Below are 25,316 nucleotides of genomic sequence, written 5' to 3' on the forward strand. Positions count from 1 at the left end.
CTTGATTGATCCTTGATTGCAGTTCATCTTTCTGGATTTGAACAAGTGGCGTCGCGAAGGGCATTGAGGAGAAAACCGGCACCTTTTTTGGAGACGTAACGAATCATATGAGCCTCAAGCGTAGAAATTTCTTAATGTTTTTGGGCGCAACTGCAGGTGCAACCGCGTTTGGTTCTCTAGGTCGTTCTGGCACAGAGATAGTCACCCCGTTTCAAGGTACGCCTGCGATCGCGGGCACACTGCCATTCGAACCTGTGAAAGGGCCAATGCCTGTTCCAGCGGTCAACATTCCTCCATCTGAGCAACCTAGTTTGTTTGGACAATATGTCGTCAAAGATGATTTAGTTCTGCCAAATGGCTATACCTATGACGTCATTGGGGCCTGGGGAGATGCCATCGGTGACTCTCGCTTTGGCTACAACAACGACTATCTTTCGTTTGTTGAAACAGCTCCCAACGAAGGCTTTTTAACCATCAATTTCGAATACATCAGTGCTGGGACCTGGCTGCAAACTTATCCAGACGTTATCGGTGATACCTTGCCGCTGGAGACTGTCAAAGCCGCAGCGGAAGCAGCCGGAGAAGAGGGCATTAATGTTAGTGAAATGCTTGATAGCGACCCGCTCAAGGCTCAGATGCTGGCAGTTTGTAAAGAAGCTCTAGTTGATCTAGGCGTTGGCGTCATCTCCATCCGTCGAAACGCTGATGGGCAGTGGGTCCGCACCTTCTCAAATGCAGACCGTCGCATTACCGGCGCTTCTGGTTTAGAAGATGGCCGCTACTTAGAATCCACAGGTCCAGCGGTTGCGGTTTTTCGTAAGCAGTCCGGACAAGGCTATCTAGATACTCTGGGCTCTCAAATCATTGGGACCTTTAACAATTGTGCTGGAGGTACTACGCCTTGGGGCACAGTTATGAGCGCCGAAGAAAATTTCCAGAACTTTGTGCCTGAACCTGTCTACGCAGATGGCACATCCCTACCCATTTCGGAGAAGCCTTTCGTTGTGAGTACGGAAGATCTCGATGGTTTGGGCAGTGCCTTTGGTTATACGGGCAACAAATATGGCTGGATGGTAGAAGTTGATCCGGCTAATCCTGACGATTACGGCGTGAAGCATACCTGGCTAGGCCGTTTTCGTCACGAGGCTGTCGCTGTTCGGGCAGTTGAGAATAAGAAATTGGCGGTGTATTCGGGATGCGATCGCCGGGGCGGTCATGTCTACAAGTTCATCAGCGATGGCACCGTTACCGACCCCCAAAGCAAGGCCAATTCCCAACTTATGGAAGCGGGAATGCTCTATGCTGCCAAGTTCAACCCTGATGGGTCTGGTGTCTGGATGCCACTCACAGCAGATACCGCAGTGAATCCCGATATGCCAAGTAAGATTGCTGGCGGCATGATTACCCTGCCTAAGCGTCCAAAAGGGGGCATGATGAAGATCGAGTCTGACGCAGAAGTTACTGCTTTTGCCCAGCAATACCGCACCTTAGACGATCTATACGAAGGCAATGCTGAAGAAAAGCAAGGCGCTATCTTGATTGATGCTCACTTTGCGGCGAATGCAGTGGGAGCAACGACAACAGCACGACCTGAAGATACCGACGTCGCAGCAGATGGCACGCTCTTTATTGCTTTCACTTCCGGTGGCCCTGGGGGTGACGGTGGTCCCAACAATGAGATCTTCAAAGGTCCCAATGGCGAAACACCCTACGAGCACGGTTGGATTATGAAGCTGCAAGAGTCAGACAGTGATCCGGCGGCGATGAGTTTTCAATGGGAAATGCTAGCGCTGGGGGGTGAGCCTGCGGAAGGCGGCTTCGGCTTCTCCAATCCCGACAATTTGGAGATCGATGGCCAGGGCCATTTGTGGATGGTGACGGATATGTCCACCAGCAAGCACAATCGCGAAGTTGCTAGCCGCATCGATGAAGAGGGTAATCCTGTAAGTCAGTCCAACTTACGGGGGCTGTTCGGCAATAACTCAGTCTGGTTCATTCCCACGTCTGGTCCCAATGCCGGAGAAGCCTTCATGTTTGGCTATGGTCCAATGGAATGCGAGATGTGTGGTCCGTTCATCACGAATGACCAGACGACGTTGTTCCTAGCGGCACAGCACCCAGGCGAAACCCACGGGATCCGCACGAATGGAGCTTTTGAGACGCGTAAGTTTGCTATGCAGACAACGGATGGCACCCCCTTTATGCAAGAGCGCAATGTGCCGTTAGGGTCTAATTGGCCTAGCAAAACGGTCAATGCTGCTCCTCGTCCGGCAGTCGTCGCGGTGCGGAAAATCGATGGTGGCACCCTGGTATAGCTGTCGCCAGTTCCGGTAGGTCAAAACGGCGAGCCCTGTGATTATGGGCTTAGCACCCGGATCTATGGGTGCTAAGCCTAGACGGCTAAAGCTGTACACAATCGCTGGCTGGTCTGAGATGGGGTGTCTGGGGCGATTCAGATTGGCCTTGCCCTTCATCTTCATCCCATCTTTTCCCGTTATAGGGTTGCTGCCTGACTGGATTCCAGATTTGAAACCCTCTGGAATCCAAAATCGGGAAGCGACGAGCGATATCAGCGATCATCGGCTGCACGAAGACGATGGCGCCGTCTTCCCCACAGCAGCAGGATTGCGACCAACACAACGCCCAAAGATGTCGTTTTTTCTGGCACTGGGGCCGATAGCGGGTTATTAGGATTCGTCAGCGTATCTTCTCCCGTTTCAATTTCACGAGCGAAGCGATCGCTACTATTCTCGGCTGCTTCCAGGGCTTCGCGTTGGCGATCATTGACCAGCACCAGCATTGAGGAATACGGTGTCACAATCTCAGTGCGCTTTGCAATCGCGTGCAGTGCATCCAGTTCTTCAACTTGGGTGACATCGCGACTACGGCTGAGCCAGCGGATGGCTTGCCGAGCTGCCAGGGCCTGAAAATCTTCGCCGTTCTGGTTGGCGCTTGAAGCACCTGGGGCGATCGCCCAGCGATACCCGTCCATGATGGTACCGTCGGCCTGCCGTTCACTGGCAAAACGAGCCGCTGCTTCCTCAAAGGTAGTTGTCACACCTCCTTGGGAGTCGGACAACCGCTGTTGCAGCTGGTCAGCATAGGCCGTTGGCACATTGCCGCCTAAATGAACAAGCCAAAGCGAACCTGGCAAGGCGGGAATTTCGGCTTCGTTATCTTCCAACTCATAGTTGCCAGCATCGGTGAGCACGAAAATGGCATCGTACTGAGCCTCTTCACGCAAACTATTGAGCTGTTTGAGCTGGTCGGTAAGGGATAGGTTGCCATAGAAGGAGAGGGCCTTGCTGTCGGGCGTTGCTCCAACTTTATGAGGGGCCATTCCATCATCAGATGTAATGAACCAGTCAAGGGTGTTGTCTTTAGCGATCGCTGATACCGCTTTCAGGGCCTGAGTCAGATCGTCTTGGCGATCGCCCATACTCCGCGAAGTGTCAATCAGGACAGCCAATTTTTGACCTGTCAGAGCGACAGACGTTGTCTTCGCGAGGGGCGTAGCGGTGACCGTATAGCCCTCGGGTAACGTTGCCGTATGGGACTGAGGTGCGGCTTTGGTATCTGCCGCGATCGTCGCCTCGTACCAAATATCTTCAGGTTGTTGCACTGCATTCCCTGAGCGGACACGCTCTGTTTTCTGAGTCCAGTAGATATTACGTTTCTCTGTGAGTTGAGGCAGGGGCCAAGCACCGTCCTGCTGGGCCACCTGATACGTCATCCACAAATGAGTCACGCCCGGTTCAGAACGACTGGTTCGTCCTGGAATGGGGAAGACCCGCAAACGATATTGACGGGGACCAACTTGCTCTAGCAGCGCCGGATCTTCGGCCTGAATACGTTCAATCTCCTGCTTATAAACGGCCTGCGCGGCCCCCCGTGGCGAGACGACAAATCGATAGCGCTCTGGAACACCGGGTTCTGCTAGCCAGAGTTCAGTGAAGACAGCACTTTCAGGCATTGAGAACTGGTAGACAATTTCCTGAGCGTCTAGTGTAAAGTTTTCGTAGCGCTCATAGAGCGTCACTTCCGCCCAGTCACCTGCAGGCTCAACAGTGACCTCTTGTCGAGCCAAGGCCACAACGCGGTCCGTAATATTCAGTAGGCTGGCCTCAACCGTATCTCGTTGAACTGTAGATTCCAGGGCGTGCTGAATAGCGTCTGCTTCTGCTTTTTGAATAGGCGTATCAAAGAAGTTGGCGTAGAGTTCAGCCACTTGGTCGATATTGCTGGGATCCCCCTGATATAAAAACGGGGACAGTAGGGCATTGTGCCACCGCTGAAACAGCCCCGCTTGCTCTCGGCTAATGGGCAGCACATTGGGATACCAGGCTTGCAGATTATCCGCTTCTTCCCAGGAACTCAGGTAGCGGTATCGCATCAAATAAGCGTTCAACAGTCCTCGCCGAATTTTGGGAGACTGCTGGATGAGTGCTTGACGGGCGATCGCAGAATCAGGCGTTTGCTCTAGTAACGCAAAGGCTTGAGTTTGGGGCTGTGGGTAGGTCAGCACAAATAGCAGTCCCAAAGTCGCGACTACGCCAGCCGTGGTCAGCCAAGTTGACCATTGCCCAAACTGCTGGGTAAAGGCATGGCGAATGCGGTCCCATGAGCGGGTGAATATGACCACCAGCGCATAAGGCATACCGACAAACAACGTGGCGCTAAAGCCAAATAAACTTAGCCCTAAGATGACCAGGATGGACTGGTAAACACTGCCAATGAAAGAGCCAATGGCTTCCAGAGGACCCAAAGTTTCATAGGGTTGCCAGATCCACCCGAGTTGATTGATAAATGACCCTACCCATTCAAACCGCAGCAGGCTGGCAAGAAATGCCCACAAGATGGGCACGGTGTAAAACATTAGGAAAGCGCCCACATACAGTCCCATGGTTAGCACTACGGTGTGAGCAGCCATTTGCCATTGCGCTAAGCCTTTACTGTAGGCGGCATAGCCAAAGAAGAGTTCGAGAGCCACAGTGGCGATCGCTAGTGCCCCTGCCGCGATGAGCAGCGTGCTGGCGGGCGTCAACTCCCGCAATACAAACATTCGCAATATGGAGAGTGCCATGATGGGGGCTTCAACCCCATAAAACAGACGCATGAGGGAGGCTGGATGTTTTCTCAGACGGGTCAGTCCGATAGCACTAAAGACTAGGGGAACGCTTAAAAAGCTGAGCAGGGGAATGACAAAAGGAAACGGTATTTCTCCGGAGATTAGCGATTCGATTAAGGGGGCGCCAAACAACGGCAAAAAACCGAGATACACCACAAACAAAAACAAGGTATTCCATCCCCAAAAAATGATCTGGTAGGATATGTTGATCAAGCTTTTAGCAACTTGACCTGCGGAAGGATTCTGTTTTCCGGTGACCCAGACCTTGAGAATATGAATGAAGCTAGAAAGCGAGTTCATGGTTCACTTTAAGTTAAAAATAAATCGACTCTATGGTGGCTTTGACCGTTGTGCGATGCCCAGATAAATACGGTCGGATTAAGTCGGATAACTGTCAGTGTTGGCCTGATCGGTTCACATGATTTCAGAAGGATGCAGGCGATCTTAGAGATACTGACTGAGCAAAACAACCTCAAAGTTCCTCTTTAGGGAATCTTTATCCAACTGATGAAGCGGTTGCCGTTGAGCTTAAGCCGAACGTGAATGCTAGATTGCTTATTGGCCAGGATTGAGTGCATTCTTCTATAACTTCTGCCTTGAGCAATTCAGGGCTACACCCTATGGAAGCCAACACTCTGAGTTGAACATCAACCCTCCCAACACGCTCTCAATGGCGAACTCGATACCCTACAAAGACTGGGCTAGCAGAAAATTATTGTTCGTAGATGCCATGGCCACAGCATTCTTTTCTGCCACGATAAGAGACAACTCCTCAGACAGAGAGTCATAGGCTCGATAGGCTTCCCAAGGTCCAGAGTCGAAATAGCCAATACGCCAATTGCCGTGCATATAATCCCCATCTTCAGAAAGGGTGCCGCTATATCGAATAGGACTTGGCGAAGTGGTGAGATATCGCTTGATGAAAAATACGCGGCTACCTAAGAGTTCCCCTTTAACCCAGGCCTCTCCTAAATAGTTCTCATCCAAAATGCGACCATCTAGAACGCTTCCGCCTTGGATTAACGTTGCTTCAAATCGTGTGGGTTGCGCTGCCTGCCAATAAGTTCCTATCCAGCATCCGCTAATGTCCATTGCCGTTATTGTCATGCTTCTCTGCCTGAAGACTGATCTTTTCTCCTGTATTGGTCACCCCAATCGATAAGGCAGACGCTAGTTAACCGTAACCCCTGTCTAAATATCAGCAGAAAACTGATGTTTAGACGACTGAAAAGTAGCGCTAAAGCAGCCATTTCTCGAAAAACCATATGCCAGTAGGATAATTAGGAAGGACAGCGATTTTCGAGCATCATGCGACTTTACGTAATCTCTGCGCTGGTGATAGCCTTCCTTGCTATCTTATTCGCGCTACAGAACACAAATCTGGTCACAATTCAACTTTTCATTTGGAGTTATCGTCAATCTTTGGCGCTTGTTCTGCTAGGAACTTTAGCCATTGGCGTCGTTATCGGTCTATTGGTTTCCGTACCTGCGGTCATTCGCCGCAACCTCAAGGCTGCCCGCATGCAAAAGCAAGCAGACAGTCTAACTGAGCTTGTCCAAACGAAAGACCAGGCGATTACAGCAGAGTCCCAGAAAATGAGTGCTGTCAAACAAAGTTATGAAGAGCTGCTAAAGTCTCTGGGCGTAATTGAACCGACAACAGGTCTGATTCGCCAAGATTTGATTGGAAAGGCGATCGCAACTCAGCTGGACCACTTTAAACGTCAAGAGAACCTGGCTCAACTGCCCTCACTCAGTGTTTTGATTTTCAAGGCACTTCCCGTTCTAGAGGATGGCTATCCTCTGAAGAAAACCTTTGCTGCCGTTGCGGCACGGCTTCAGCAGCAGGCTTCCACCAAGACGTGGCTCTACAGTGATGGTCGGGGACTATTCACAGCAACCATATCGGGACTGGATCTTAAAACTGCTACCAGTTACGCTGAAGAGCTTCAGGCGGCTATTTTGGAAAATCCGCCTACTTTACCAACGGGAGAAGCGCAAGAATTGGACGTTAGCGTTGGTGGGGCGATCGCGGATACGCTGACAACTATCGACGGTAACCATCTCCTAGAAACTGCTGAACATGCTTTGGACCAAGCATTGCAGCGGGGTCGCAATCGAGTCAGAATTCTGCAAGTTTCATAAAATAGAAGTACTCAAGTAGGACATACTCAAAACGTTGTTGCTAAACGCAACTCTTTTGCCCCCGCTTGTTGATCTACTCAGTCGAGGATTAACGCTATTTACGCCCGTCCTTTAGCCCAACTCATCGAAGAACTCCAGAAACTTCCAGGCGTCGGTCCCAAAACGGCCCAACGTTTAGCCCTACATTTGCTGAAGCGTCCTGAGCGAGAAGTTCAAGCCTTGGCTCAGGCTTTGGTAGACGCGAAATCGCAGATGGGATTTTGTTCTATTTGTTTTCACCTGTCGTCGGAACCAGTCTGCGACATTTGCAAGTCAACTAGCCGTGACTTACAAACACTCTGTGTTGTGGCTGATTCACGAGACGTTATCGCGCTGGAAAAAACTCGCGAATATAAAGGCCGCTACCACGTTCTGGGTGGTTTGATTTCCCCTATGGAGGGCATCGGACCTGAGCAGCTTAATATTGGTCCGTTAGTTCATCGGGTCAACAAAGAAAACATTCAAGAAGCGATTATTGCGATTAGCCCTAGTATTGAAGGCGATACGACAACCCTTTACATCGGGCAGCTTTTAAAGCCCTTTACCAAAGTAACCCGCATTGCTTTTGGTCTGCCGATGGGCGGCGACCTCGAATATGCTGACGAAGTTACCCTAGCCCGGGCATTAGAAGGACGGCGTTTATTGGAATAGAACCGTTTCCTGTTTCGCGGCCCCAGAGAGTAAGGCTGAAAGCGTCGGTAGTCAGCCCGTTATAAGTCCATAGGCAAAAAACACAGCTTCCCAAGCTATCTCAGCTTCTGCTTGATGAAGGCCAGAATCTTAGCAAGCTGTCCTTTGAGCTGAGCGACCTCAGCTTCGAGTTTGGCTACCTTCGCTTGGAGGACTTGAACGTCCTGAGAGGAACCAGCACTGGCAGCAGATGGAGCGGCGGCAGCTGTGGGCCGGGGTTTCCGTGCCTTGGTCATCGCGCTTTTGATGGCTTCGATCAGCTCTTTTTGCTCAAACGGTTTCTGAATAAATTCGAAGTATTCAAACGGTTCAGTAATTTTTTCGGTCACCTCTTCCTTTCGCCCAGACATAAGGACGAGAGGGATGCGCTGTAAATCTGGCTGTGCTTGGACTTCTTGGAAGACCTCCCAGCCACTCATCCGAGGCAGCAAAAAATCTAGCATGATGAGGTTGGGTCGCTGCTCACGAATTGCATTGAGTCCCTCTACCCCATCCTTGGCTTCCAGAACTTCGAAATTGCCTTGCGGCAACATGTCCCGAACGCGCATCCGAATAACGCGACTATCATCAATCACCAGAATTTTGTGCGTTGCCACGACTGACTCCTCTGCGATAAAGATGCAACTGGCTAGAAGAAACCTCTAACTATACCTAATGGACACGATGGTTTGAATAACGCGATCGCTCTATTTAGGTTAGCAATTGCCAATCGCTGCGAAACTGAATTTAAGGGCGAAACGATCATACTTGTAAAGCAAATATTAGCGGAGTTTTTAAGAAGCAGTGCCGAGCGCAGTAGATTTTATAGAGGTTTAAAGCAAATCGTTTATCCCTCTCTTCTACCTATCTCCTCCAGAGGACAGTAGAATAGCAGCGATTCATCATAGTGCCTAATTGTCATTCGCTAAGATGAAAATGCTTGGGAGCATAGCCGTCGACAGGTCCGTGAGGACAGACGGCGATATGGGCTCAGCATCCAGATACTATTTGATGCACTAGCCTAGATGGCTACAGCTCTATCTACAGAGTGCCCCGAAAAATATTGCTTTTCTCATCCAGGACGACGTTCTGATATGAGGCGATCCTGAGCGTATCCGACAAACGTCGAGAGCCGGTGACGCGAAGCAGATGGCGGCATTTGGCGATCGCAAAACCAGATCATGAATTTAAGGTTTGAATTAGCAAGATATGACTCAGACAAAGCGCGAACGGGTTCATTTGCCACCCTGGCTGAAGTCTTCGATGGGTCGTGCCAGCGATTTATCTACCGTCCAACGCATTGTCAAACAGCGGGGAATTCATACTATCTGCGAGGAAGGCCGTTGTCCTAACCGAGGTGAATGCTACAGCAACAAAACGGCGACCTTCTTACTCATGGGGCCAACTTGTACTCGTGCTTGCGGTTTTTGCCAGGTTGATAAAGGTCATCCTCCCATGCCGCTTGATCCTGAAGAACCGAGGAAGGTTGCAGAATCTGTTGCACTGTTGGGTCTCAGGTATGTTGTGCTGACGTCTGTGGCACGAGATGATCTGTCGGATAAGGGAGCAAGCTGGTTTGTGAAGACGATCGCGGCCATTCGAGATCGCACTCCCAACACTGAAATAGAAGTATTGACACCGGATTTTTGGGGTGGCGAAGGCGCTGTTGAGCAACAGCACAGTCGAGTTGCTGCCGTGGCTCAGGCCAAGCCTGCCTGCTACAACCACAATGTTGAAACGGTGAAGCGCTTGCAAAATCCGGTACGGCGCGGTGGCCGCTATGATCGATCCCTAGCCGTTCTGCGCCACGTCAAAATGATTGATCCCCGCATTGCCACTAAATCTGGCCTGATGTTGGGCCATGGTGAAAGTGAAGCGGAAATTGTGGAAACGTTAAAGGATCTGCGAGCAGTGGCCTGCGATCGCATCACTTTGGGACAATATATGCAGCCTTCATTAGCTCATCTACCTGTTCAGAAATATTGGACCCCTGGAGAGTTTGACCGTTTGGGCGACATTGCAAGATCGTTGGGCTTTTCTCACGTCCGTTCTGGTCCATTGGTTCGCAGCTCCTATCACGCTGGGGAAGCTCCCTAGCTAGCACTGTCTTGCTCTGCCCACAAGTCCTCATCGTCATCGAATCGTATTTCTATAGGAGAGTTGTTGTGCCAACGTTAGGCGTCAATATTGACCACATCGCGACCATTCGTCAGGCTCGCATGACGGTTGAGCCTGATCCAGTAGCCGCTGCTGTTTTGGCTGAATTGGCTGGTGCAGATGGCATTACCGTACACCTGAGAGAGGATCGACGTCATATTCAAGAAAGAGATGTTCGTCTGCTTCGTCAAACCGTTCGTACTCACCTCAACCTAGAGATGGCAGCAACGCCTGAAATGGTGGATATTGCCTTGGACATCAAGCCCGATTATGTCACTTTGGTCCCTGAAAAACGTGAAGAAATCACGACTGAGGGCGGCTTAGATATTGCAGGACAGTGCGATCGCATTACTCAAGTCGTCGCCACGCTTCAGGGTGCAGGAATTCCGGTCAGCCTTTTCATTGATGCAGAACTCGATCAAATCGAAGCTTCTCAAAAAACGACTGCAAAATTTGTAGAGCTGCACACAGGACGGTATGCCGAAGCGCACGGTGAGGCCGAACAAACCGAAGAGCTGAACTATTTAAAGGAGGGCACCAAGCAGGCTATTTCAATGGGCTTACGAGTCAATGCCGGTCATGGCCTCACTTACACTAATACTTATCCGGTTGCTTGTATTGAGGGTATGGAAGAGTTGAACATCGGACATACCATCGTCAGTCGTGCAGCCTTAGTAGGCATGGAACGAGCGGTCCGCGAGATGAAGCAAGTCTTGAGAGGAGCATTTTAGTGACAAAGAGGCAAATTAAACACTTCGTATCAATTTTCGACGGCTGCTCACTCAGAGACGATTCTCTGTGGGAACATTTTGAGTGTTCACCCCTCACACCGGTTTTTCCAAGACGATTCAATGCAAACCTACTACTATCTACTTGCCAGCCAAAAGTTCTTGCTTGAGGAGGAGCCTCTTGAAGAAGTTTTGCGCGAACGGCAGCGCCATTATCAGTCCCAGGAAAAAGCGATCGACTTTTGGTTGATTAAGCAGCCTGCTTTCTTAGAAAGCGATGGATTTGGAGACCTTAAAAGACGGTGTCCACAGCCAGCGGCAGCCGTCATCTCGACCGACAAAACGCTGATTACCTGGCTCAAGCTCCGTATGGAATATGTCATTACGGGTGAGTTTCAGGGACCAACCGCGACCTTGCCTGACCCTTTAGCTTCCCTAGAAACAGTGCATTCGTAGGGTACCGTTGACCGATCCAGACATTGATCACCGACAGAGAGTACAGCTGTGTCAGAGACTGCTAAAAAACTTCTCATTGCGGCTAGTGGTACCGGAGGCCATCTTTTTCCTGCGATCGCCACAGCCGAACAGCTATCGGCTTATACAATTGAGTGGCTGGGCGTTCCTGATCGCCTAGAAACCGAGTTGGTGCCCAGTCAATATCCCTTACACACCGTCAAAATGGGCGGCTTTCAAGGGCGATTAGGTTTAGGATCTGTGCGCCTGTTAGGACAGGTTCTAAAAGCTACGCTTCAGGTCCGGCGGCTATTGAAACAGGAGCAGTTTGATGGTGTATTCACCACTGGCGGCTACATCGCAGCTCCGGCAATCTTAGCGGCGCGGTCATTAGGATTACCAACGATCCTGCACGAATCCAACGCTCTACCCGGAAAAGTTACCCGCTGGCTCAGTCCTTGGTGTTCTCAAGTCGCGCTGGGGTTTGAGGCCGCAACGAGCCATCTCCCCAAAGCCGCGAGCGAAGTTGTGGGAACTCCGGTGCGATCGCAATTCGTACAGCACTCCACCCTTCCCGAAGACATTGATATTCCAGAGGATGCCGTTGTCGTTGTGGTGATTGGCGGTAGTCAAGGAGCCGTTTCACTCAATCGGCTGGTGCGAGGCGCTGCTCCTCTCTGGTGTGGAACAGGGGCTTGGGTTGTACATCAGACTGGAAAGAATGATCCAGAGGTCAATCGATTGAGTCATCCTCAATACATTCATCGCCCGTTTTTTAAGTCGATGGCAGGTCTCTTTCGCCGAGCTGATATCGTGATTAGCCGGGCCGGGGCGGGGACACTCACGGAATTAGCTTTCACCCACACTCCCTCTTTATTGATTCCTTATCCCTTTGCCGCTGAGGATCACCAGGCTTACAATGCCGCTGCTTTTGCTGCGGCTAATGCTGCGCTCGTCTGCCGTCAAGACGATTTAACGCCCAAGGCTCTTGGAGAAGCCGTCTTGAAGCTCATTAACGATCCTGAGCGACGCCAGCAAATGTCTAAGGCTGCTGCTTCCTTAGCAATTCCCGATAGCGCCGAGCAGCTAGCCGAGTTAGTCACCCAGGCCATGGAGGGTTAACTAGCCCATTTCTTTGTGCAGGGAAATATTTTTGATCTAGCTATAGTCAAAATTCTAGGGTTGGTATAGAAAAACTAAAAGAACGTGCTCTGCTGGCAGATTGCCGATGTTTGGGTGAATTGATCTCCTAACAACGGCATTACGAACCCCTTTGAGTTTGTGGGAACTCTAGGTTATTGGCTATATGATGTAGACTGGATTAGGTTTCGGTGGCTGAGTGCTCGCTGGTTTTTTTGGGATTCCGTTCTCTAGCTTCTGGTTCGAAAGCTTACCCCCCGTATTCCGATCTCGACTTGTCTATTATTTGTTTGTGAGGTAAGCCATGACCGTTTATGTAGGAAATCTTTCCTACCAAGCTACCGAGGACGATCTCCAAGAGGTTTTCAAAGAGTACGGTAGCGTCAAAAGAATCCAAGTACCCACAGACCGCGAAACTGGTCGTATGAGAGGTTTTGCATTTGTGGAGATGGATAAGGAAGAAGAGGAAGATGCAGCCATTGAGGATCTCGATGGCGCTGAGTGGATGGGACGCACGCTCAAAGTCAATAAGGCTCGGCCTCGCACAGAACGCAGACCTTCTGGCAACCGTGGCGGTGGCGGCGGTGGCTGGGGTGGCGGCGGCGGTGGTCGCGATCGCGGCTATTAAGCCTATTCCAAGTTAGAACACTGAGATTCCCAAACCTGCTGAGGACAGGGGATTTTGACCCTCTGTCCTCAGCGTTTTTAAACCCTTGAATAATTAGGAGGCAACTGAATGGCCCAAGTGGTACTCGGAGAGCATGAACACTTAGAATCCGCACTGCGGCGGTTTAAGCGAAAAGTTTCTAGTGCTGGAATTTTCGCTGATATGAAGAAAAAACGTCACTTCGAAACACCCGCTGAGAAGCGTAAGCGCAAAGAAGTCGCTAGACGCCGTCAGAGAAGACGTTTTCGTCGTCAGAGCTAATCCCATCAGCACCGGGAGCAATAGGAGCGGTAGGCAGTCCGTGTTTCAACTTTGCGAAAAGCTCGCTCTTCGTTGCGAGACTTTCTTCCAACTGCTTCCTGATTGCTTGAACTGACATCTACGCAGCGAAAAGCTAAGTTCTTGATACTGGCATGAGATTGAGGCGCTTCCAGGATGGATCGTTAATTTCTTGTTTATTTGTGCTTTGCCGGCCTGATGAAGAGGCTTTTACTTAGAGAAACTGTTTAATCGAGAGAAGAATTGGTTATCTAGCGCTCTCACCAGATAGTTAGGGACCGTTTCGCACTAAAGTGCATCTCTATCTCAGTTAAAAGTTCGTCTTTGTCCCTTGAATAGCAAACTGTTGTTATTGAGAAAAGAGGGCGATTTTGTGCTGATTGTCCTCTTTTTATGACCGGAAAACTGGCAGCGTAAAGTAGAACTGGCTACCTTCACCGAGATCAGACTCTGCCCAAATCTGACCATAATGAGCACGGACAATTCGACGGCATAGGGCTAATCCCAACCCATAGCCGTCCTTGCTTTCATCCCGCTGCAAGCGAAAGCTATCCTCAAAGATGGCTTCACACTTTTCTGGTGGAACACCAGGCCCTGTGTCCTGCACGCAAATCTGAATTTTTTGAGTCGTTCGATGCAGGGCCGAAACATGAATTTGCCCTCCCTTCGGCGTGTATTTGATAGCGTTGTCCAGCAAATTAAATAGGACACGCTGAATCTGGCCTGAATCGACATACACATGCGGCAAATCTTGAGGGATATCGATGTTAATCTGCTGCGATCGCGCCTCAAATCGATTCTGCATAGAGGCCAATGCTTCAGCAAAAAGTGCATTAAATGAGATTTCCTGCGGTTGAATTTGGAGATCAGCACCTGCTCCTTTAGCGGTTTGCAAAATATCTGAAATCATGCGATCCATAGCGCGAATCTGCTTTTTCGCATGGCGTAACAGCTGCGGCGTGAGTTCTGGTGACAGAGACATACTGCGCCCAGTCGACTTTTGTCCATAGCCCAGTTCTAAGGTTTCTACAGCGATCGAAGCTGCTGTCAAGGGGTTACGCAAATCGTGAGCCAGCATTGCGACAATACGATTCTTGAACTGTAGCTGCGCTTCTAGGTCTTCTTTCTCTTGATTGAGGCGAAAAATTTCATCTGAAAGCTTCATGACCTCTACAGAATGGATCAGTTCATTAGGCTCTTTTTGCTTGCCATTTCTAGACTTTTCTAGATGAAACTGCTCATTAATGGTCTTGAGCGACGTATTCGATTCCTGCTGCCACTGAGACCATCTTTGTTCGAGCTGCGTCAGGATATTGCTGCCCGAAATCACGTGTTGCTCGCCCGGAGAAAATTTAACGAGAGCTGGCGTTGCAATCAATCGAAAGTGCTCCACTAAGTATGGCTGTTCACTGACATCAACAACATCTAGCAGGAAAGCCTGGTCAGTCTCTAACTGCTTGAGATAAGACCTGACTTGCTTGACGTACTCTCCAGAGCTTGGACGTTTGTCAATAAAAAGCAGAAGCTTAATGGGAACCCGATCTGTTTCAGATGTGTTAGTGAGATCTTCCATCTCGCTTTCTCAGGCCAACTTTTAGGGCATCATACTCTATAGCCTAACGTGGAAATGCCAACAACTTTGTCCTTTGGAAATTTTTATAAGGCGAGAGGCTGAAAGGCAAAACCGTTTCTAGTTTTCCCACATCATTTAAACAGGTTCGCGTCATTCACTGTGCAGGCCTCTTCATGCCTTTAACTTTGCTAGCGCTCTATTTTGTCCCTGCGGCTTATCTGTTCCTCAAGCGGCGCAAGTCAACACCCCGGCGTCAGTTGCCAATTCACAGATTCTGCACTCCTTTAGTGAGGGGTCCTATCGTCAAAGGCTGAAAGAAGCATGAATCTTTCGCGATCGCAATTTGCCAACAAGATGTACGTAGGGTACCTAGACTTGGGTTAAGTGCCTTAAAATGGCTTGCAGTGAGACGCTTGCATGATGCGTGTTGTTTACTGATGAGCAAATTGTGACTTCCTCTTCCACCACTGCATCCGTTACTCTACAACCCAGCTACAACATTCCTATCGCGCTGATATTGGGTGGGCTAGGCTGGGCCAGCTTAGCTGTCGTTATGTTTGGCAAAACGCAGTTAGTGCTTGCCTGTGTTGTGCTGCTGTTTGGACTATTTTTGCTCTACCAGGCAATGACTTTGAGGGTGGTTTTTACGGAAACTGATCTGGATATCTATCGCGGCGATAACCGTATTCGACGCTTTCCTTACCAAGACTGGGAAATTTGGGATATTTTTTGGTCACCCGTACCAACATTATTTTATTTTCGAGAAATCAACAGCATTCACTTCTTGCCGATCTTGTTCAGGCCCGAAGAGTTGCGATCGCAACTTGAGCAGCGTTTGCCAACCAAGGCCGCTGTCCATTGACGCTCTACCTTAACTGTTCCGCTATTGTCCGTTTGAGATAACGCTCTTATGTCTGCTGACGAACCGATTTCGAGTTCTACCTCCCGCTCAGATCAGTCTGATAACATGCCTTCACCAGCGTTGAATTTCAAACGCACGGAGGATCGAATGCAGGCAGATCTGGCGCGAATGGTTCGAGAGGCCGTCAGCGATCTGGAGCAAAAAAAGCGATCACTAGAGTTAGAGATCGAAAAATTAGAACGCCGCCGCGATCGCATTGACGCCGAGATGAAAACCTCCTTCGCTGGAGCTTCTCAAGATTTAGCCGTGCGGGTACAAAGCTTTAAAGAATATTTAGTGGGTAGCCTACAAGACCTCGCTACTTCCGCTGAACAGCTTCAGCTAACCATTGCTGAACCGCGCGTTCCTCGTCAGGACGTCGTTCGGGCTGCGGCTCCAGAACCAGAGCCTCCCCCCCAATCTGCAGCAGCGGTAACCTCTCGCTATCTTCGAGATACTGAGCGAATCCAGAGCCTTCTAGACCAGTATCGTCTACGACCCGACTATTACGGACCCATTTGGCAACTCAGGCGCACCTTCGAACCCATTCATGCTGATCGCATTGCGAATTGGTTCTTCAGCCAAGGTGGGCGAGGGGCCATTAAAACCCTCAACAGCCGCTTGCAAAACGTCCTCATGGCCTCGGCAGCCATTTCCGTTCTGCATACAATGCATGGCGATCGCCTACGAGTCCTCGTCCTGGCCAACAGCCCAGAGCGTCTTGGTGACTGGCGACGAGGCTTTCAAGACTGCCTTGGAGTCTCACGGGCAGATTTTGGCACTCGTAGCGGCATCATGCTGTTCGAATCGTCAGAACCGATGGCTCAACGAGCCGAACGCTTACTAGAGAACAATTATTTGCCATTCATCATTATCGATGAATCCGAAGGCATGATTTCGCTATCCGTCTTGCAGTTCCCACTCTGGCTAGCGATCGCCCCTGACCCCGCCAATCCAACCTCCGACTACTACGACTTTCAATAGCGTTATTTTTTCCACGTATAGCTTCAGCCACCTAGTTTTGTACACCCAATAGCACCCGTGTACTAACCGTCTAGCCTGATAATTAGCCGTCTTGTCCTAAAATTTCTGAAACTGAAAATACTCGGCTGTGGCGGATTACACTGCGCTAATGACACCTTACCAGCGGTCAATTCTTTCCCGGGAGATCCCCTAACGGAACTGGTAACGGCTATAGAACTTCCTTAGGTTTTCTTTCCTTAATCCAACCTGCACCTCTGAGCAGGCAATCTACTGCTGTGTAGGAACTTATGGGACTAAGACTCGTATATTTTCCTGGCTCAATATCTTTTCCGCGAGGTCCAGGACGGCGGCACGTCCTGGTCGAGGGGGTTTGGGGGCAAGCGAAATGCCCCCAAACAGCCCCTAAAAGCCACCACCCAACATGTCCAAAGACCAAACGCATCTCAAAGCAGAAAGATTAAGAGCGATCACTAAAACTCATCATCTGCATAGTTATCATTCATCGGCATCTCATTATCCCGTTTAGATCCCAACAGCTCCAAACGGTCTACCTTGATGACCGGAGAAGTTCTAACGGCACCAGTAGAGCGATCGTTCCACTGATCAAACTTTAAAGCTCCGTTGACCCCAATCAAACTGCCCTTGCGGACATAGTTAGCCGCAATCTCAGCAGTCCGTCCCCACATTTCTAAATTGAACCAGTCAGGTTGATCCGAATTACGAGTCCGACGATTCACAGCCAGCGAGAACTTGCAAACAACGCTTCCCGACTCAAAGTATTTCACCTCAGGGTCCCGCCCTGCCCGACCCACCAACGTGACGGAATTGATGCTCATATCGATAATCTCCTGATTCTATGACCTGTTGATAGAGTGTTAACAACAATGGGAAATCTTGCAATTTCAACATCGACCTGGCAGAGTGCAGGAGAGATGAAGCCGTTTTCACGCCTATCAGCTTCTCCATTTTGCCCAACTCATTTGGAGGATGTGCCGAACCTCCCTTCTAAGGATCCATTTTCCTTCATTCGAAAACAAATTTCCGCATTGGTCATTTTGATGTATTTGTGCCACTTTTTCCGGATTATGGAGCAGGCTCACTGGACGCCTTGATACGAAACGTAATAAAATCCACTCCATCTGTGCGTTCTTCAGACGCCAGCGTTCCCTGAATTAGTGTTTCGGCAAGCTCTTGTTCTCATACCAATCGGACATCTATGGCCTAGCATTAAGTTCGGTGATTTTACAGCCAACCGTCCATTTCGTTCTTTTGGGGGCTAAGTCTCGTGGGTTTTCTTGACCGATTTTCTCTATCCCGAGACATGGGTATCGACTTAGGAACCGCTAATACTTTGGTTTATGTCTCAGGCAAAGGTGTGGTGCTGCAGGAACCCTCCGTTGTTGCCATTGACCAAGTAGAAAAAAAGCCTTTAGCGGTCGGCGAAGAAGCCAAGCGCATGTTGGGTAGAACACCCGGCAACGTAGCGGCACTGCGTCCGCTACGAGATGGAGTCATTGCAGACTTTGACACAGCCGAACTCATGCTCAAGCACTTCATTCGTCAGGTGCATGAAGGTCGGACACTTGTGTCTCCCAGAATTGTGATCGGTATTCCTAGTGGCGTTACCGGCGTTGAGCGCCGAGCCGTGATGGATGCCGCCCAACAGGCTGGTGCTCGTACCGTTTATCTGATCGATGAACCCGTTGCGGCTGCCATTGGAGCCGGTTTACCTGTAGCAGAACCTACAGGTAACATGGTGATCGACATTGGTGGTGGTACGACTGAAGTCGCGGTTCTCAGCCTTCAAGGCACCGTACTGAGTGAGTCCGTCCGAGTTGCAGGGGACGAACTCAGCGATTCAATTTCTCAATATCTCAAAAAAGTCCACAACCTCGTCGTTGGTGAACGGACTGCCGAAGAAATCAAAATTAAAATTGGTTCTGCTTATCCCAGTTCAGAAGACGGCGAGCTGACTATGGATGTCCGAGGACTGCACCTGCTATCCGGCTTGCCAAGAACTGTCACCGTGAAGGCCGGAGAAATTCGTGAGAGTATGGCTGAACCTCTCGCAGTCATCGTCGAAGCCGTCAAGCGCACCCTTGAAAGAACTCCTCCCGAGCTGGCTGCTGACATTATTGATCGCGGCATTATGCTCGCTGGAGGCGGCGCTTTGCTAGCCGGTCTGGACACGCTGCTGAGCCATGAAACAGGTATTGTTGTACACGTTGCTGCGGATCCTCTGAGCTGCGTTGTGTTAGGTACAGGTCGCGTGCTGGAGAACTTCAGCCAGATGGGTCGTGTCTTTAGCGGTAGTTCAGGTATTTAAACGGAGCAGTCACTGATGTTTGCCCTCCGGCGATGGTGGACTCAAAATGCGCTTAAGCTTGGCATCACAGCGTTGATTGTGATTGCTGCTTTGGGGGTGCGAGAAACTGGAGGGGCTGCCGTTTACGAGTTATATCGCTGGGTCACCAGACCCTTTCATCCTGGCCCCTCCCGCGAAGCCATTCTGCAATCAAGCTATGCTCAGGAATTACAGCAGCGACTCGTCGAAATCGAAAGTCAAAATCGTTCCTTGCGCCAGATTGTCGAGGGAGAGGTTGCAACAACAACCCCCGAAGGTGTTTCTGCTGCTGTCATCGGACGCAATGCTGGAAACTGGTGGCAGCAAATTATCATCAGCCGAGGCAGCCGTGACGGCATCACATTAGATGACATTGTGACGGGACCTGGCGGATTAGTTGGCCGCATCATTGCAGTTTCGCCCAACAGTAGTCGTGTCCTCTTGCTGAGTGATCCCACCAGTCGTGTAGGCGCTAGGGTCAGCCGGAGTCGAGCTACAGGGTATGTACGCGGAACAATGGGTCAACAGGTCGTGATGGAGTTCTTTGACAAAATTCCTGACGTTGAAGTAGGCGACGTTGTGGTGACCTCCTCCTACAGCAAGCTATTTCCCCAAAACATTCCCATCGGTCGGGTAGTGGATATGGATTTGGCAAAAAGCCCTGCCCCTGAAGTCACTGTTGAATTGACGTCACCGCTTGGTTTAGTGGAATGGGTTGAGGTGATTCCTTTTGAGCCGAAAGCTGACATTCCTGAAAGAGACACTCCTGACCTAGAAGCAGGTCCCCTTAATGAGCCTTTGGAGAGCGATCGCCCTTAATGACAGCAGCACGACAGAGTGGTCTTGCCACTAGACGACGCTATCGATGGTTGAATATTGCAGTGGTCACAGGATCGGCACTGCTGTGTATCCTGCTGCTGCCTATGCGTCTGCCGGGCATGCAATTGTTGGGTGTCAGTCCAAGCTGGCTTTTAATCTGGGTCGTTGCTTGGAGCGTTCAGCGTACGGGCGTTGAAGGGGCGATCGCGGGTCTAACTATGGGCATCATCCACGATGGACTGACAGGTTATTATCCTTCGCAGACCCTGGGCCTAGCCTTAGTCGGTTTTCTGACCGCTCGAATTCAGAGACAGCGCATTATTCAAGAGGACTTTGTTTACGTAGCCCTGATCGTTTTTGGCATGACCGTCATTGCTCAGACGATGATGGCCCTACAAATTAGTGCTCACCGCCTACTCATTCCAGACTCCTTCTATCCCAGACTGCCGGAAATTTGGCTACAGCACCAGCGCATTGCCTTGAGTTCCGCGATTCTCAGCAGCCTTTGGGCAACTGCTGTGTATTACCCTCTGAGTCGCTGGTGGACTCACTATCATCAGGTGATGGAGCCTCCAGGAGGCTAGGACTGGCTCCACCTGACATCAACAGTCAAGGGTAGTCTCCAATTCCCAGGAGGTAATTTGGCGACTGAAGTCGTTCCAGGCTTGACGCTGAAGTTTGAGATAAGACGCGACGAAGTCCTGCCCCATCCGTTCTGGCAGAATCGGATTGTTCTCCAACCGTGCGAGTGCTTCAAATAGGCTGTTTGGCAAGGCTTCAACCGTTCCAGCCGGGAGCGGATCGGTATAGGCGTTATTGTCACGGCGGGGTCCCGGATCCTGTTTGTGCTCAAGTCCATCTAATCCAGCAGCGATAACAGCGGCGGGGAGTAGATAAGGATTGGCCGAACCATCGGCAAGACGCAGCTCAAAGCGGCCTGCTTCAGGAATTCGAATGGTATGAGTACGGTTGTTGCCGCTGTAGCTCAGAGTGTTGGGGGACCAAGTAGCGCCTGATGTCGTCACAGGGGCATTGATACGACGGTAAGAATTGATGGTGGGATTGGTGAACGCACACAGCGCAGTTCCAGACTTTAGAACGCCACCGATAAAGTGATAGGCCATTGATGATAGTCCCAGTTCTCCTTCGGCCTCTAAAAAGAGATTAGTAGCGCGATCACGGTCCCAAACCGAAAGATGCATGTGACAGCCGTTACCCGTTAAGTGTTGAAAGGGCTTGGGCATGAAGGTGGCTCGCAATCCGTGTTTCTCGGCAATACTCTTGACCATATACTTGAAGAACGCTTGGCGATCAGCAGTGACTAAAGCCGTATCAAAAGTCCAGTTCATTTCAAACTGCCCATTGGCGTCTTCATGGTCATTTTGATAAGGACCCCAGCCCAGAGTGAGCATGCCATCACAGATCTCACGAATCACGTCATAGCGGCGCATGAGGGCCTGCTGGTCGTAACAGGGTTTAGACTGGCGATCGCGTCCGTCTGACAAATCGCTGCCGTCTGCATTGAGCAAGAAGTACTCACACTCAACACCAGTGCATACCTGGTAGCCCTGTTCTTCTGCTTGCGCCAGCACTTTCTTCAAAACTAAGCGAGGAGTTTGGGCGATCGGGTTGCCATCGACACCATATAAATCGGCTGGCATCCAGGCTACATCCGGCTGCCACGGCAGCTGAAACAAACTGTTGGAATCAGGAATCGCCAGAATATCTGGATCTGCAGGTGTCATATCCAGCCAGGCGGCAAATCCGGCAAACCCGGCTCCGTTTGCTGACATCGTGTCGATACTCTGGGCAGGCACCAGTTTAGAACGCTGAACCCCAAACAAGTCGGTAAACGAAATGAGAAAGTAGCTGATCCCTCTTTCCTGAGCAATGCTGGAGAGTGCCTGGGTCATAGTGAATCTGACGAAAACCGCTGTTTTAGCAGGCCAATCATCCGGTGAGACGTTCACTGCTGTCGTAGCCGACACTACCAATTGATTTACCGCAATGTTTGAAGAGACCGGAGAAAACCGTAAGCCTTTTGGGCAGTGCGTTAATCCATGAGTAACCCGCGAGGTTGTTGAGATGACGATCGCTCCCCGTCAATCCGTCACGCTTCAAGACTTTCTCAAGCTTTCTTACATCAACGAAGCGCCTGCTTGGAAATATCGCAATGGAACTGTCTTGTGTTATCGGCCTAACCAACTCCCCCAAATACTAGACGGTGAAAGCCTGCTCCCTTATCTCGCAGAAATTGCGTTCAAAATTACGCCTCAAGATATTTTTAGGTGGCTGAGACGCAGAAGCTAATGTCCAATTTTTTGGGCTCTAACGCTTTAATAACTCTGAAACAGATTGCCGAATGAAGGACTCATCGTCAGGATTTTGATAGGGATTACCGGCTCGATGGCCCCAAATGGAAGGAATGGGCCGATAGACGGCCCGAGGGATCATGGCTGCTTCATTAGCACAATCATCCGGCGTAAAGTACAAGTCTGTCGTAGCGGGCATTACCAAAGTCTGAGCCTGAATCGTGCTAAGTGCCTTGCTGTAATTACCTTGAAAAATGGGTGTATCACTCACGTCACAGCGCAGCCAAGTGTCGATCATGGCAATGAGATCATGGGGATCGCGCCGACGATAGTTATCCTCCCAGCCTTGCTGGAGATAGTCCTCAAGGGAATCGTAGCCGAACTGTCGATAAATCCTTTCGCGGTAGTAGGGCTGAGATGCAGCCCAACTGGCATAGATGCGGGCGTAGGCCCGATAGCCCCGATCAGGCACACCTTCAAAACAACTGCCGTTCCAAGCTGGATCAGCGGTTAAAGCCGATCGCAGACTCCACAGAAATATCTGGTTGTGTTCCGTCGTTTTGGCAGTTCCACAGAGGGCTGCAATTCGCTCCACTCGATCAGGATAATGAGCACCCCAGTAATAGGCCTGCTGTGCCCCCATCGACCAGCCGTACACAAGCGCCAACCGTTCTATACCCCATGTTTCCCGCAGTAGCTGTTCCTGTGCTCGCAGATTATCGTAGTGGGTGAACCAGAAACCGTTCTCCGCCAACCCACAATGGGAGTCATTGCTGGGTGAAGTAGACAACCCGTTCCCCAGCTGGTTGGGAATGATGATGAACCAACGAGTCGGATCAAGGATGCGCTCTGGCCCAATCAACCAGTCGATATCCGTATGCTGAGCACCGTAAGAGGTGGGATAAAGAATAGCGTTGGCGCGATCGCCCCTCAACTCACCATAGGTTTGATACAACACGGTAGCCGTGGGTAAAACAGCGCCACACTGAAGTTCAAAGTCTCGAATTGTGAAGGATTGGGCAGGGTTGGTCACGCGGCACGTTGTCCCATCGTTGTCACTAGAGAACGATTAACGCCAACGTAACCGGAATCTACATGGGCAAAATGGGGAGTCAATTCAACATGGGCTTCTGGCAGCTTGTGAAAGGGAATGGACGGATACAGATGATGTTCTGCATGGAAGGGCATGTTCCACATCAGCAATTTGATAGGCCAAGTCGTCAAGGTCGTGCGGGTATTGGTGAGCGGATTATCGCCATCGGGACAACCCGTATGTTCTGCAATCAGGATGAAGCGCAGAATCGGCTGCCCAACTGCCAGTGGCAACAGCCAGTACAGCACAAACCAAGGCTGACGGAAGGCAAGAGAGAGGGTGATCGCGGCTCCATAAACTGCGAGCTGCAAACCAATAGAGCGTTGAACTTCCCCATAGGCTGATTCGGGTACATAGGGCATCGCCTCAAACTGACCGGTTACCCCGTGCCAATGCCCGCGCATCTTCCCTATCCACCAGGGAATACCGCTCATCACCCACAGATACTCAGCGAAGCTGGTGGGAATGAGGTCTTCCAGCTCAGGGTCTTTGCCAGGGACTTTGGTGTAGCGATGATGCCACTTGTGATAGCGGCGATAGAAGGTGCTGTTATATCCAGACAACAGCCCAGCCAGCCAGCCCACCCACTTGTTGGCTTTCTGACTGGCGAAGGCAGAGCGGTGAACGCATTCATGCACAGCGGCAAACATGGAAGCCAAACTGAAGCCATAAATCAACAGCGCCGGTAGCGCGATCGCCCACTGGTCCCGCTGGGTTGCCCATAGACCGCCACTGATACCCATGATGCTGAGATGGCGCAGAAGCTGGAGCCATCCTTTCCCATCAGAGCGTTCATTGAGATGCTTCAGGGTCTCTGCACCGAGGAGTTGCCTTGCATCAGCTGTGCTTGCGGTTGTCGTCATACGTCACCCCTTCGTATTAGGACCAAACTTTGAGACGCCGTGTTCATGGTACGGCAATCGACTTTATAGAGGAAGGCAAGGTTCGTAAAAAGGATAGCGAATCCTTAACAACGTCAGGGTTTAGCGTTGCCCACTGGCTTCAATGATGGCAAACGCCTAATGTCGGAATCGCTCAACCAATAGGGCGTCTTAACGGTGAATCACCTGGGCACGAGCATCGAGATCTGCTGGGGTGAGGGCAGCGAGGGCGTCTAGGAAGTGAGGCACGAAGGTTCCGGGACCCTGCGCTTGCTGAGCCGCTAATTCCCCAGCTACACCCATCACGCTCATCGCAACCACTACGGCATCAAAAGGGGAAGCGGCAGTGGCGACAAAGGCTCCGATTAAAGCAGTAGCGGTGCACCCCATACCTGTCACCTGAGTCATGATGCGATCGCCGTTATGAATTTCAACGTGTTGTTGAGCATCAACGATATGGTCAACTTTGCCACTCACAACGACCGCTGTTCGGTATTGCTCTGCTAGGAGGCGGGCAGCATCAATGGCTTGGTCTGAATCGAGGCTGCTATCCACCCCAAGCGTTTTGACGGTTTCATGAGCCAGCGCACAGATCTCGGAGGCATTCCCTCGAATGACGGCAGGTGAACTCTGGTTGAGGATTTCCTTGGCAGTTTGGGTCCGCAGCTGCGTGGCCCCAGCTCCGACCGGATCAAGGACATAAGGGGTTTGGTTGTGAGCAGCCGCAATGGCCGCTTTTTTCATTGCGACGATCCAACGGTCACTGAGGGTGCCAATGTTAATCACAACGCTATTGGCAAGGGCCACCATGTCCTCGATCTCACCCTCGGCATGGGCCATAACCGGTGATGCACCTACAGCAAGCAGGGCATTGGCCGTCAAATTCATGACGACGTAGTTGGTAATGTTGTGGACTAGCGGACGATGGTGACGCAGGTCAGCAAGTAAAGCAGCGGATGACAGCGGCATAGCAATGGGCAATAACACAAGTGCAGAAGCAAATA

General features: G+C 50.7%; 24 protein-coding genes. 15 read left to right on the forward strand and 9 right to left on the reverse strand.

Annotated features, from left to right (window positions below; translation table 11 throughout):
- Nucleotides 1–107: 107 nt before the first annotated feature.
- Nucleotides 108–2,315, forward strand: coding sequence for a PhoX family protein (locus tag PN498_RS23530; protein ID WP_272065860.1), 2,208 nt, complete (start codon nucleotides 108–110; stop codon nucleotides 2,313–2,315).
- A 254-nt stretch (nucleotides 2,316–2,569) separates the two neighbouring features.
- Here the strand turns inward: PN498_RS23530 and PN498_RS23535 are convergent, their stop codons facing one another.
- Nucleotides 2,570–5,428, reverse strand: coding sequence for a TIGR02921 family PEP-CTERM protein (locus PN498_RS23535; RefSeq protein ID WP_272065861.1), 2,859 nt, complete (start codon nucleotides 5,426–5,428; stop codon nucleotides 2,570–2,572).
- A 387-nt stretch (nucleotides 5,429–5,815) separates the two neighbouring features.
- Nucleotides 5,816–6,235: a hypothetical protein gene (locus PN498_RS23540; RefSeq protein ID WP_272065862.1), complete on the reverse strand. Its 420-nt coding sequence runs from the start codon at nucleotides 6,233–6,235 to the stop codon at nucleotides 5,816–5,818.
- A gap of 201 nt (nucleotides 6,236–6,436) precedes the next feature.
- On the opposite strand from PN498_RS23540, the gene PN498_RS23545 reads away from it, so the two are divergent.
- Entirely contained in the window at nucleotides 6,437–7,273 is an 837-nt protein-coding gene (locus tag PN498_RS23545; RefSeq protein ID WP_272065863.1) for a lipopolysaccharide assembly protein LapA domain-containing protein, read from the forward strand.
- 96 nt (nucleotides 7,274–7,369) lie between these two features.
- Nucleotides 7,370–7,963 (forward strand): recombination mediator RecR, encoded by a 594-nt coding sequence (recR, locus tag PN498_RS23550; RefSeq protein WP_272065908.1) that lies wholly within the window; start codon nucleotides 7,370–7,372, stop codon nucleotides 7,961–7,963.
- A 95-nt stretch (nucleotides 7,964–8,058) separates the two neighbouring features.
- On the opposite strand, the gene PN498_RS23555 is transcribed toward recR, so the two are convergent.
- Nucleotides 8,059–8,598: a response regulator gene (locus PN498_RS23555; protein WP_272065864.1), complete on the reverse strand. Its 540-nt coding sequence runs from the start codon at nucleotides 8,596–8,598 to the stop codon at nucleotides 8,059–8,061.
- 592 nt (nucleotides 8,599–9,190) lie between these two features.
- Here PN498_RS23555 and lipA point away from each other — a divergent pair.
- The 6 genes from lipA to rpsU all read left to right on the forward strand — a co-directional run bounded on the left by lipA (nucleotide 9,191) and on the right by rpsU (nucleotide 13,387).
- Nucleotides 9,191–10,078 (forward strand): lipoyl synthase, encoded by an 888-nt coding sequence (gene lipA, locus PN498_RS23560; RefSeq protein WP_272065865.1) that lies wholly within the window; start codon nucleotides 9,191–9,193, stop codon nucleotides 10,076–10,078.
- 68 nt (nucleotides 10,079–10,146) lie between these two features.
- Entirely contained in the window at nucleotides 10,147–10,869 is a 723-nt protein-coding gene (locus PN498_RS23565; protein ID WP_272065866.1) for a pyridoxine 5'-phosphate synthase, read from the forward strand.
- Nucleotides 10,870–10,989: 120 nt separating this feature from the next.
- A complete protein-coding gene (locus PN498_RS23570) occupies nucleotides 10,990–11,322 on the forward strand; it encodes an MgPME-cyclase complex family protein (RefSeq protein WP_272065867.1) in 333 nt (110 codons plus the stop codon).
- Nucleotides 11,323–11,370: 48 nt separating this feature from the next.
- Complete coding sequence (murG, locus tag PN498_RS23575; RefSeq protein WP_272065868.1) at nucleotides 11,371–12,441, forward strand: undecaprenyldiphospho-muramoylpentapeptide beta-N-acetylglucosaminyltransferase; 1,071 nt, start codon at nucleotides 11,371–11,373, stop codon at nucleotides 12,439–12,441.
- A 322-nt stretch (nucleotides 12,442–12,763) separates the two neighbouring features.
- Nucleotides 12,764–13,087: an RNA recognition motif domain-containing protein gene (locus PN498_RS23580; RefSeq protein ID WP_272065869.1), complete on the forward strand. Its 324-nt coding sequence runs from the start codon at nucleotides 12,764–12,766 to the stop codon at nucleotides 13,085–13,087.
- 108 nt (nucleotides 13,088–13,195) lie between these two features.
- Nucleotides 13,196–13,387, forward strand: coding sequence for a 30S ribosomal protein S21 (gene rpsU / locus PN498_RS23585; protein WP_272065870.1), 192 nt, complete (start codon nucleotides 13,196–13,198; stop codon nucleotides 13,385–13,387).
- A gap of 409 nt (nucleotides 13,388–13,796) precedes the next feature.
- On the opposite strand, the gene PN498_RS23590 is transcribed toward rpsU, so the two are convergent.
- Nucleotides 13,797–14,978 (reverse strand): histidine kinase, encoded by a 1,182-nt coding sequence (locus tag PN498_RS23590; RefSeq protein WP_272065871.1) that lies wholly within the window; start codon nucleotides 14,976–14,978, stop codon nucleotides 13,797–13,799.
- Nucleotides 14,979–15,426: 448 nt separating this feature from the next.
- Between PN498_RS23590 and PN498_RS23595 the strand changes: the two genes are divergently transcribed.
- Together PN498_RS23595 and PN498_RS23600 are read left to right on the forward strand one after the other, a co-directional pair.
- Complete coding sequence (locus tag PN498_RS23595) at nucleotides 15,427–15,840, forward strand: DUF3119 family protein (protein ID WP_272065872.1); 414 nt, start codon at nucleotides 15,427–15,429, stop codon at nucleotides 15,838–15,840.
- 147 nt (nucleotides 15,841–15,987) lie between these two features.
- Nucleotides 15,988–16,863 (forward strand): DUF3086 domain-containing protein, encoded by an 876-nt coding sequence (locus tag PN498_RS23600; protein WP_272065873.1) that lies wholly within the window; start codon nucleotides 15,988–15,990, stop codon nucleotides 16,861–16,863.
- Between the two features lie 470 nt (nucleotides 16,864–17,333).
- On the opposite strand, the gene PN498_RS23605 is transcribed toward PN498_RS23600, so the two are convergent.
- The gene (locus PN498_RS23605) at nucleotides 17,334–17,699 is read right to left on the reverse strand and encodes a single-stranded DNA-binding protein (RefSeq protein ID WP_272065874.1); all 366 of its coding nucleotides are present in this window, start codon (nucleotides 17,697–17,699) and stop codon (nucleotides 17,334–17,336) included.
- A gap of 485 nt (nucleotides 17,700–18,184) precedes the next feature.
- Here PN498_RS23605 and PN498_RS23610 point away from each other — a divergent pair, with 485 nt between their 5' ends.
- The 3 genes from PN498_RS23610 to mreD are packed head-to-tail and all read left to right on the forward strand — an operon-like array spanning nucleotide 18,185 to nucleotide 20,610.
- Nucleotides 18,185–19,189, forward strand: a complete 1,005-nt coding sequence (locus PN498_RS23610; protein ID WP_272065909.1) for a rod shape-determining protein — start codon at nucleotides 18,185–18,187, stop codon at nucleotides 19,187–19,189.
- A gap of 15 nt (nucleotides 19,190–19,204) precedes the next feature.
- The gene (gene mreC, locus PN498_RS23615; RefSeq protein ID WP_272065875.1) at nucleotides 19,205–20,026 is read left to right on the forward strand and encodes a rod shape-determining protein MreC; all 822 of its coding nucleotides are present in this window, start codon (nucleotides 19,205–19,207) and stop codon (nucleotides 20,024–20,026) included.
- Nucleotides 20,026–20,610, forward strand: a complete 585-nt coding sequence (mreD, locus tag PN498_RS23620; protein ID WP_272065876.1) for a rod shape-determining protein MreD — start codon at nucleotides 20,026–20,028, stop codon at nucleotides 20,608–20,610. Before mreC ends, mreD begins: the two co-directional genes overlap by 1 nt.
- An 18-nt stretch (nucleotides 20,611–20,628) precedes the next feature.
- On the opposite strand, the gene glnT is transcribed toward mreD, so the two are convergent.
- Nucleotides 20,629–21,939, reverse strand: a complete 1,311-nt coding sequence (gene glnT / locus PN498_RS23625) for a type III glutamate--ammonia ligase (protein ID WP_272065877.1) — start codon at nucleotides 21,937–21,939, stop codon at nucleotides 20,629–20,631.
- A 172-nt stretch (nucleotides 21,940–22,111) separates the two neighbouring features.
- Between glnT and PN498_RS23630 the strand changes: the two genes are divergently transcribed.
- Nucleotides 22,112–22,336 carry a hypothetical protein gene (locus PN498_RS23630; protein ID WP_272065878.1) on the forward strand — a complete coding sequence of 75 codons (225 nt, stop codon included), beginning with the start codon at nucleotides 22,112–22,114 and terminating at the stop codon, nucleotides 22,334–22,336.
- An 18-nt stretch (nucleotides 22,337–22,354) separates the two neighbouring features.
- Here PN498_RS23630 and PN498_RS23635 read toward each other — a convergent pair whose 3' ends face one another.
- From PN498_RS23635 to thiM, 3 genes are all read right to left on the reverse strand, one after another.
- Entirely contained in the window at nucleotides 22,355–23,371 is a 1,017-nt protein-coding gene (locus PN498_RS23635; RefSeq protein ID WP_272065879.1) for an alpha/beta fold hydrolase, read from the reverse strand.
- Nucleotides 23,368–24,294, reverse strand: a complete 927-nt coding sequence (locus tag PN498_RS23640) for a fatty acid desaturase (protein ID WP_272065880.1) — start codon at nucleotides 24,292–24,294, stop codon at nucleotides 23,368–23,370. The genes PN498_RS23635 and PN498_RS23640 overlap by 4 nt, the downstream gene beginning before the upstream one ends.
- Nucleotides 24,295–24,483: 189 nt before the next feature.
- A complete protein-coding gene (thiM, locus tag PN498_RS23645; RefSeq protein ID WP_272065881.1) occupies nucleotides 24,484–25,281 on the reverse strand; it encodes a hydroxyethylthiazole kinase in 798 nt (265 codons plus the stop codon).
- Nucleotides 25,282–25,316: the final 35 nt, after the last annotated feature.

This window comes from Oscillatoria sp. CS-180 (genome assembly GCF_028330965.1).
Lineage (GTDB): Bacteria > Cyanobacteriota > Cyanobacteriia > Phormidesmidales > Phormidesmidaceae > Halomicronema.

Excerpts from the sequence above, each read along its gene's own strand:
- PN498_RS23535 (WP_272065861.1), bottom strand. The coding sequence starts at position 5,428 with ATGAACTCGCTTTCTAGCTTCATTCATATTCTCAAGGTCTGGGTCACC.
- PN498_RS23540 (WP_272065862.1), bottom strand. The coding sequence starts at position 6,235 with ATGACAATAACGGCAATGGACATTAGCGGATGCTGGATAGGAACTTAT.
- PN498_RS23530 (WP_272065860.1), top strand. The coding sequence starts at position 108 with ATGAGCCTCAAGCGTAGAAATTTCTTAATGTTTTTGGGCGCAACTGCA.
- PN498_RS23570 (WP_272065867.1), top strand. The coding sequence starts at position 10,990 with ATGCAAACCTACTACTATCTACTTGCCAGCCAAAAGTTCTTGCTTGAG.
- lipA (WP_272065865.1), top strand. The coding sequence starts at position 9,191 with ATGACTCAGACAAAGCGCGAACGGGTTCATTTGCCACCCTGGCTGAAG.
- rpsU (WP_272065870.1), top strand. The coding sequence starts at position 13,196 with ATGGCCCAAGTGGTACTCGGAGAGCATGAACACTTAGAATCCGCACTG.
- PN498_RS23630 (WP_272065878.1), top strand. The coding sequence starts at position 22,112 with ATGACGATCGCTCCCCGTCAATCCGTCACGCTTCAAGACTTTCTCAAG.
- thiM (WP_272065881.1), bottom strand. The coding sequence starts at position 25,281 with ATGCCGCTGTCATCCGCTGCTTTACTTGCTGACCTGCGTCACCATCGT.
- PN498_RS23590 (WP_272065871.1), bottom strand. The coding sequence starts at position 14,978 with ATGGAAGATCTCACTAACACATCTGAAACAGATCGGGTTCCCATTAAG.
- mreD (WP_272065876.1), top strand. The coding sequence starts at position 20,026 with ATGACAGCAGCACGACAGAGTGGTCTTGCCACTAGACGACGCTATCGA.
- PN498_RS23640 (WP_272065880.1), bottom strand. The coding sequence starts at position 24,294 with ATGACGACAACCGCAAGCACAGCTGATGCAAGGCAACTCCTCGGTGCA.
- mreC (WP_272065875.1), top strand. The coding sequence starts at position 19,205 with ATGTTTGCCCTCCGGCGATGGTGGACTCAAAATGCGCTTAAGCTTGGC.
- glnT (WP_272065877.1), bottom strand. The coding sequence starts at position 21,939 with ATGACCCAGGCACTCTCCAGCATTGCTCAGGAAAGAGGGATCAGCTAC.
- PN498_RS23610 (WP_272065909.1), top strand. The coding sequence starts at position 18,185 with ATGGGTATCGACTTAGGAACCGCTAATACTTTGGTTTATGTCTCAGGC.
- PN498_RS23600 (WP_272065873.1), top strand. The coding sequence starts at position 15,988 with ATGCAGGCAGATCTGGCGCGAATGGTTCGAGAGGCCGTCAGCGATCTG.
- PN498_RS23580 (WP_272065869.1), top strand. The coding sequence starts at position 12,764 with ATGACCGTTTATGTAGGAAATCTTTCCTACCAAGCTACCGAGGACGAT.
- PN498_RS23605 (WP_272065874.1), bottom strand. The coding sequence starts at position 17,699 with ATGAGCATCAATTCCGTCACGTTGGTGGGTCGGGCAGGGCGGGACCCT.
- PN498_RS23545 (WP_272065863.1), top strand. The coding sequence starts at position 6,437 with ATGCGACTTTACGTAATCTCTGCGCTGGTGATAGCCTTCCTTGCTATC.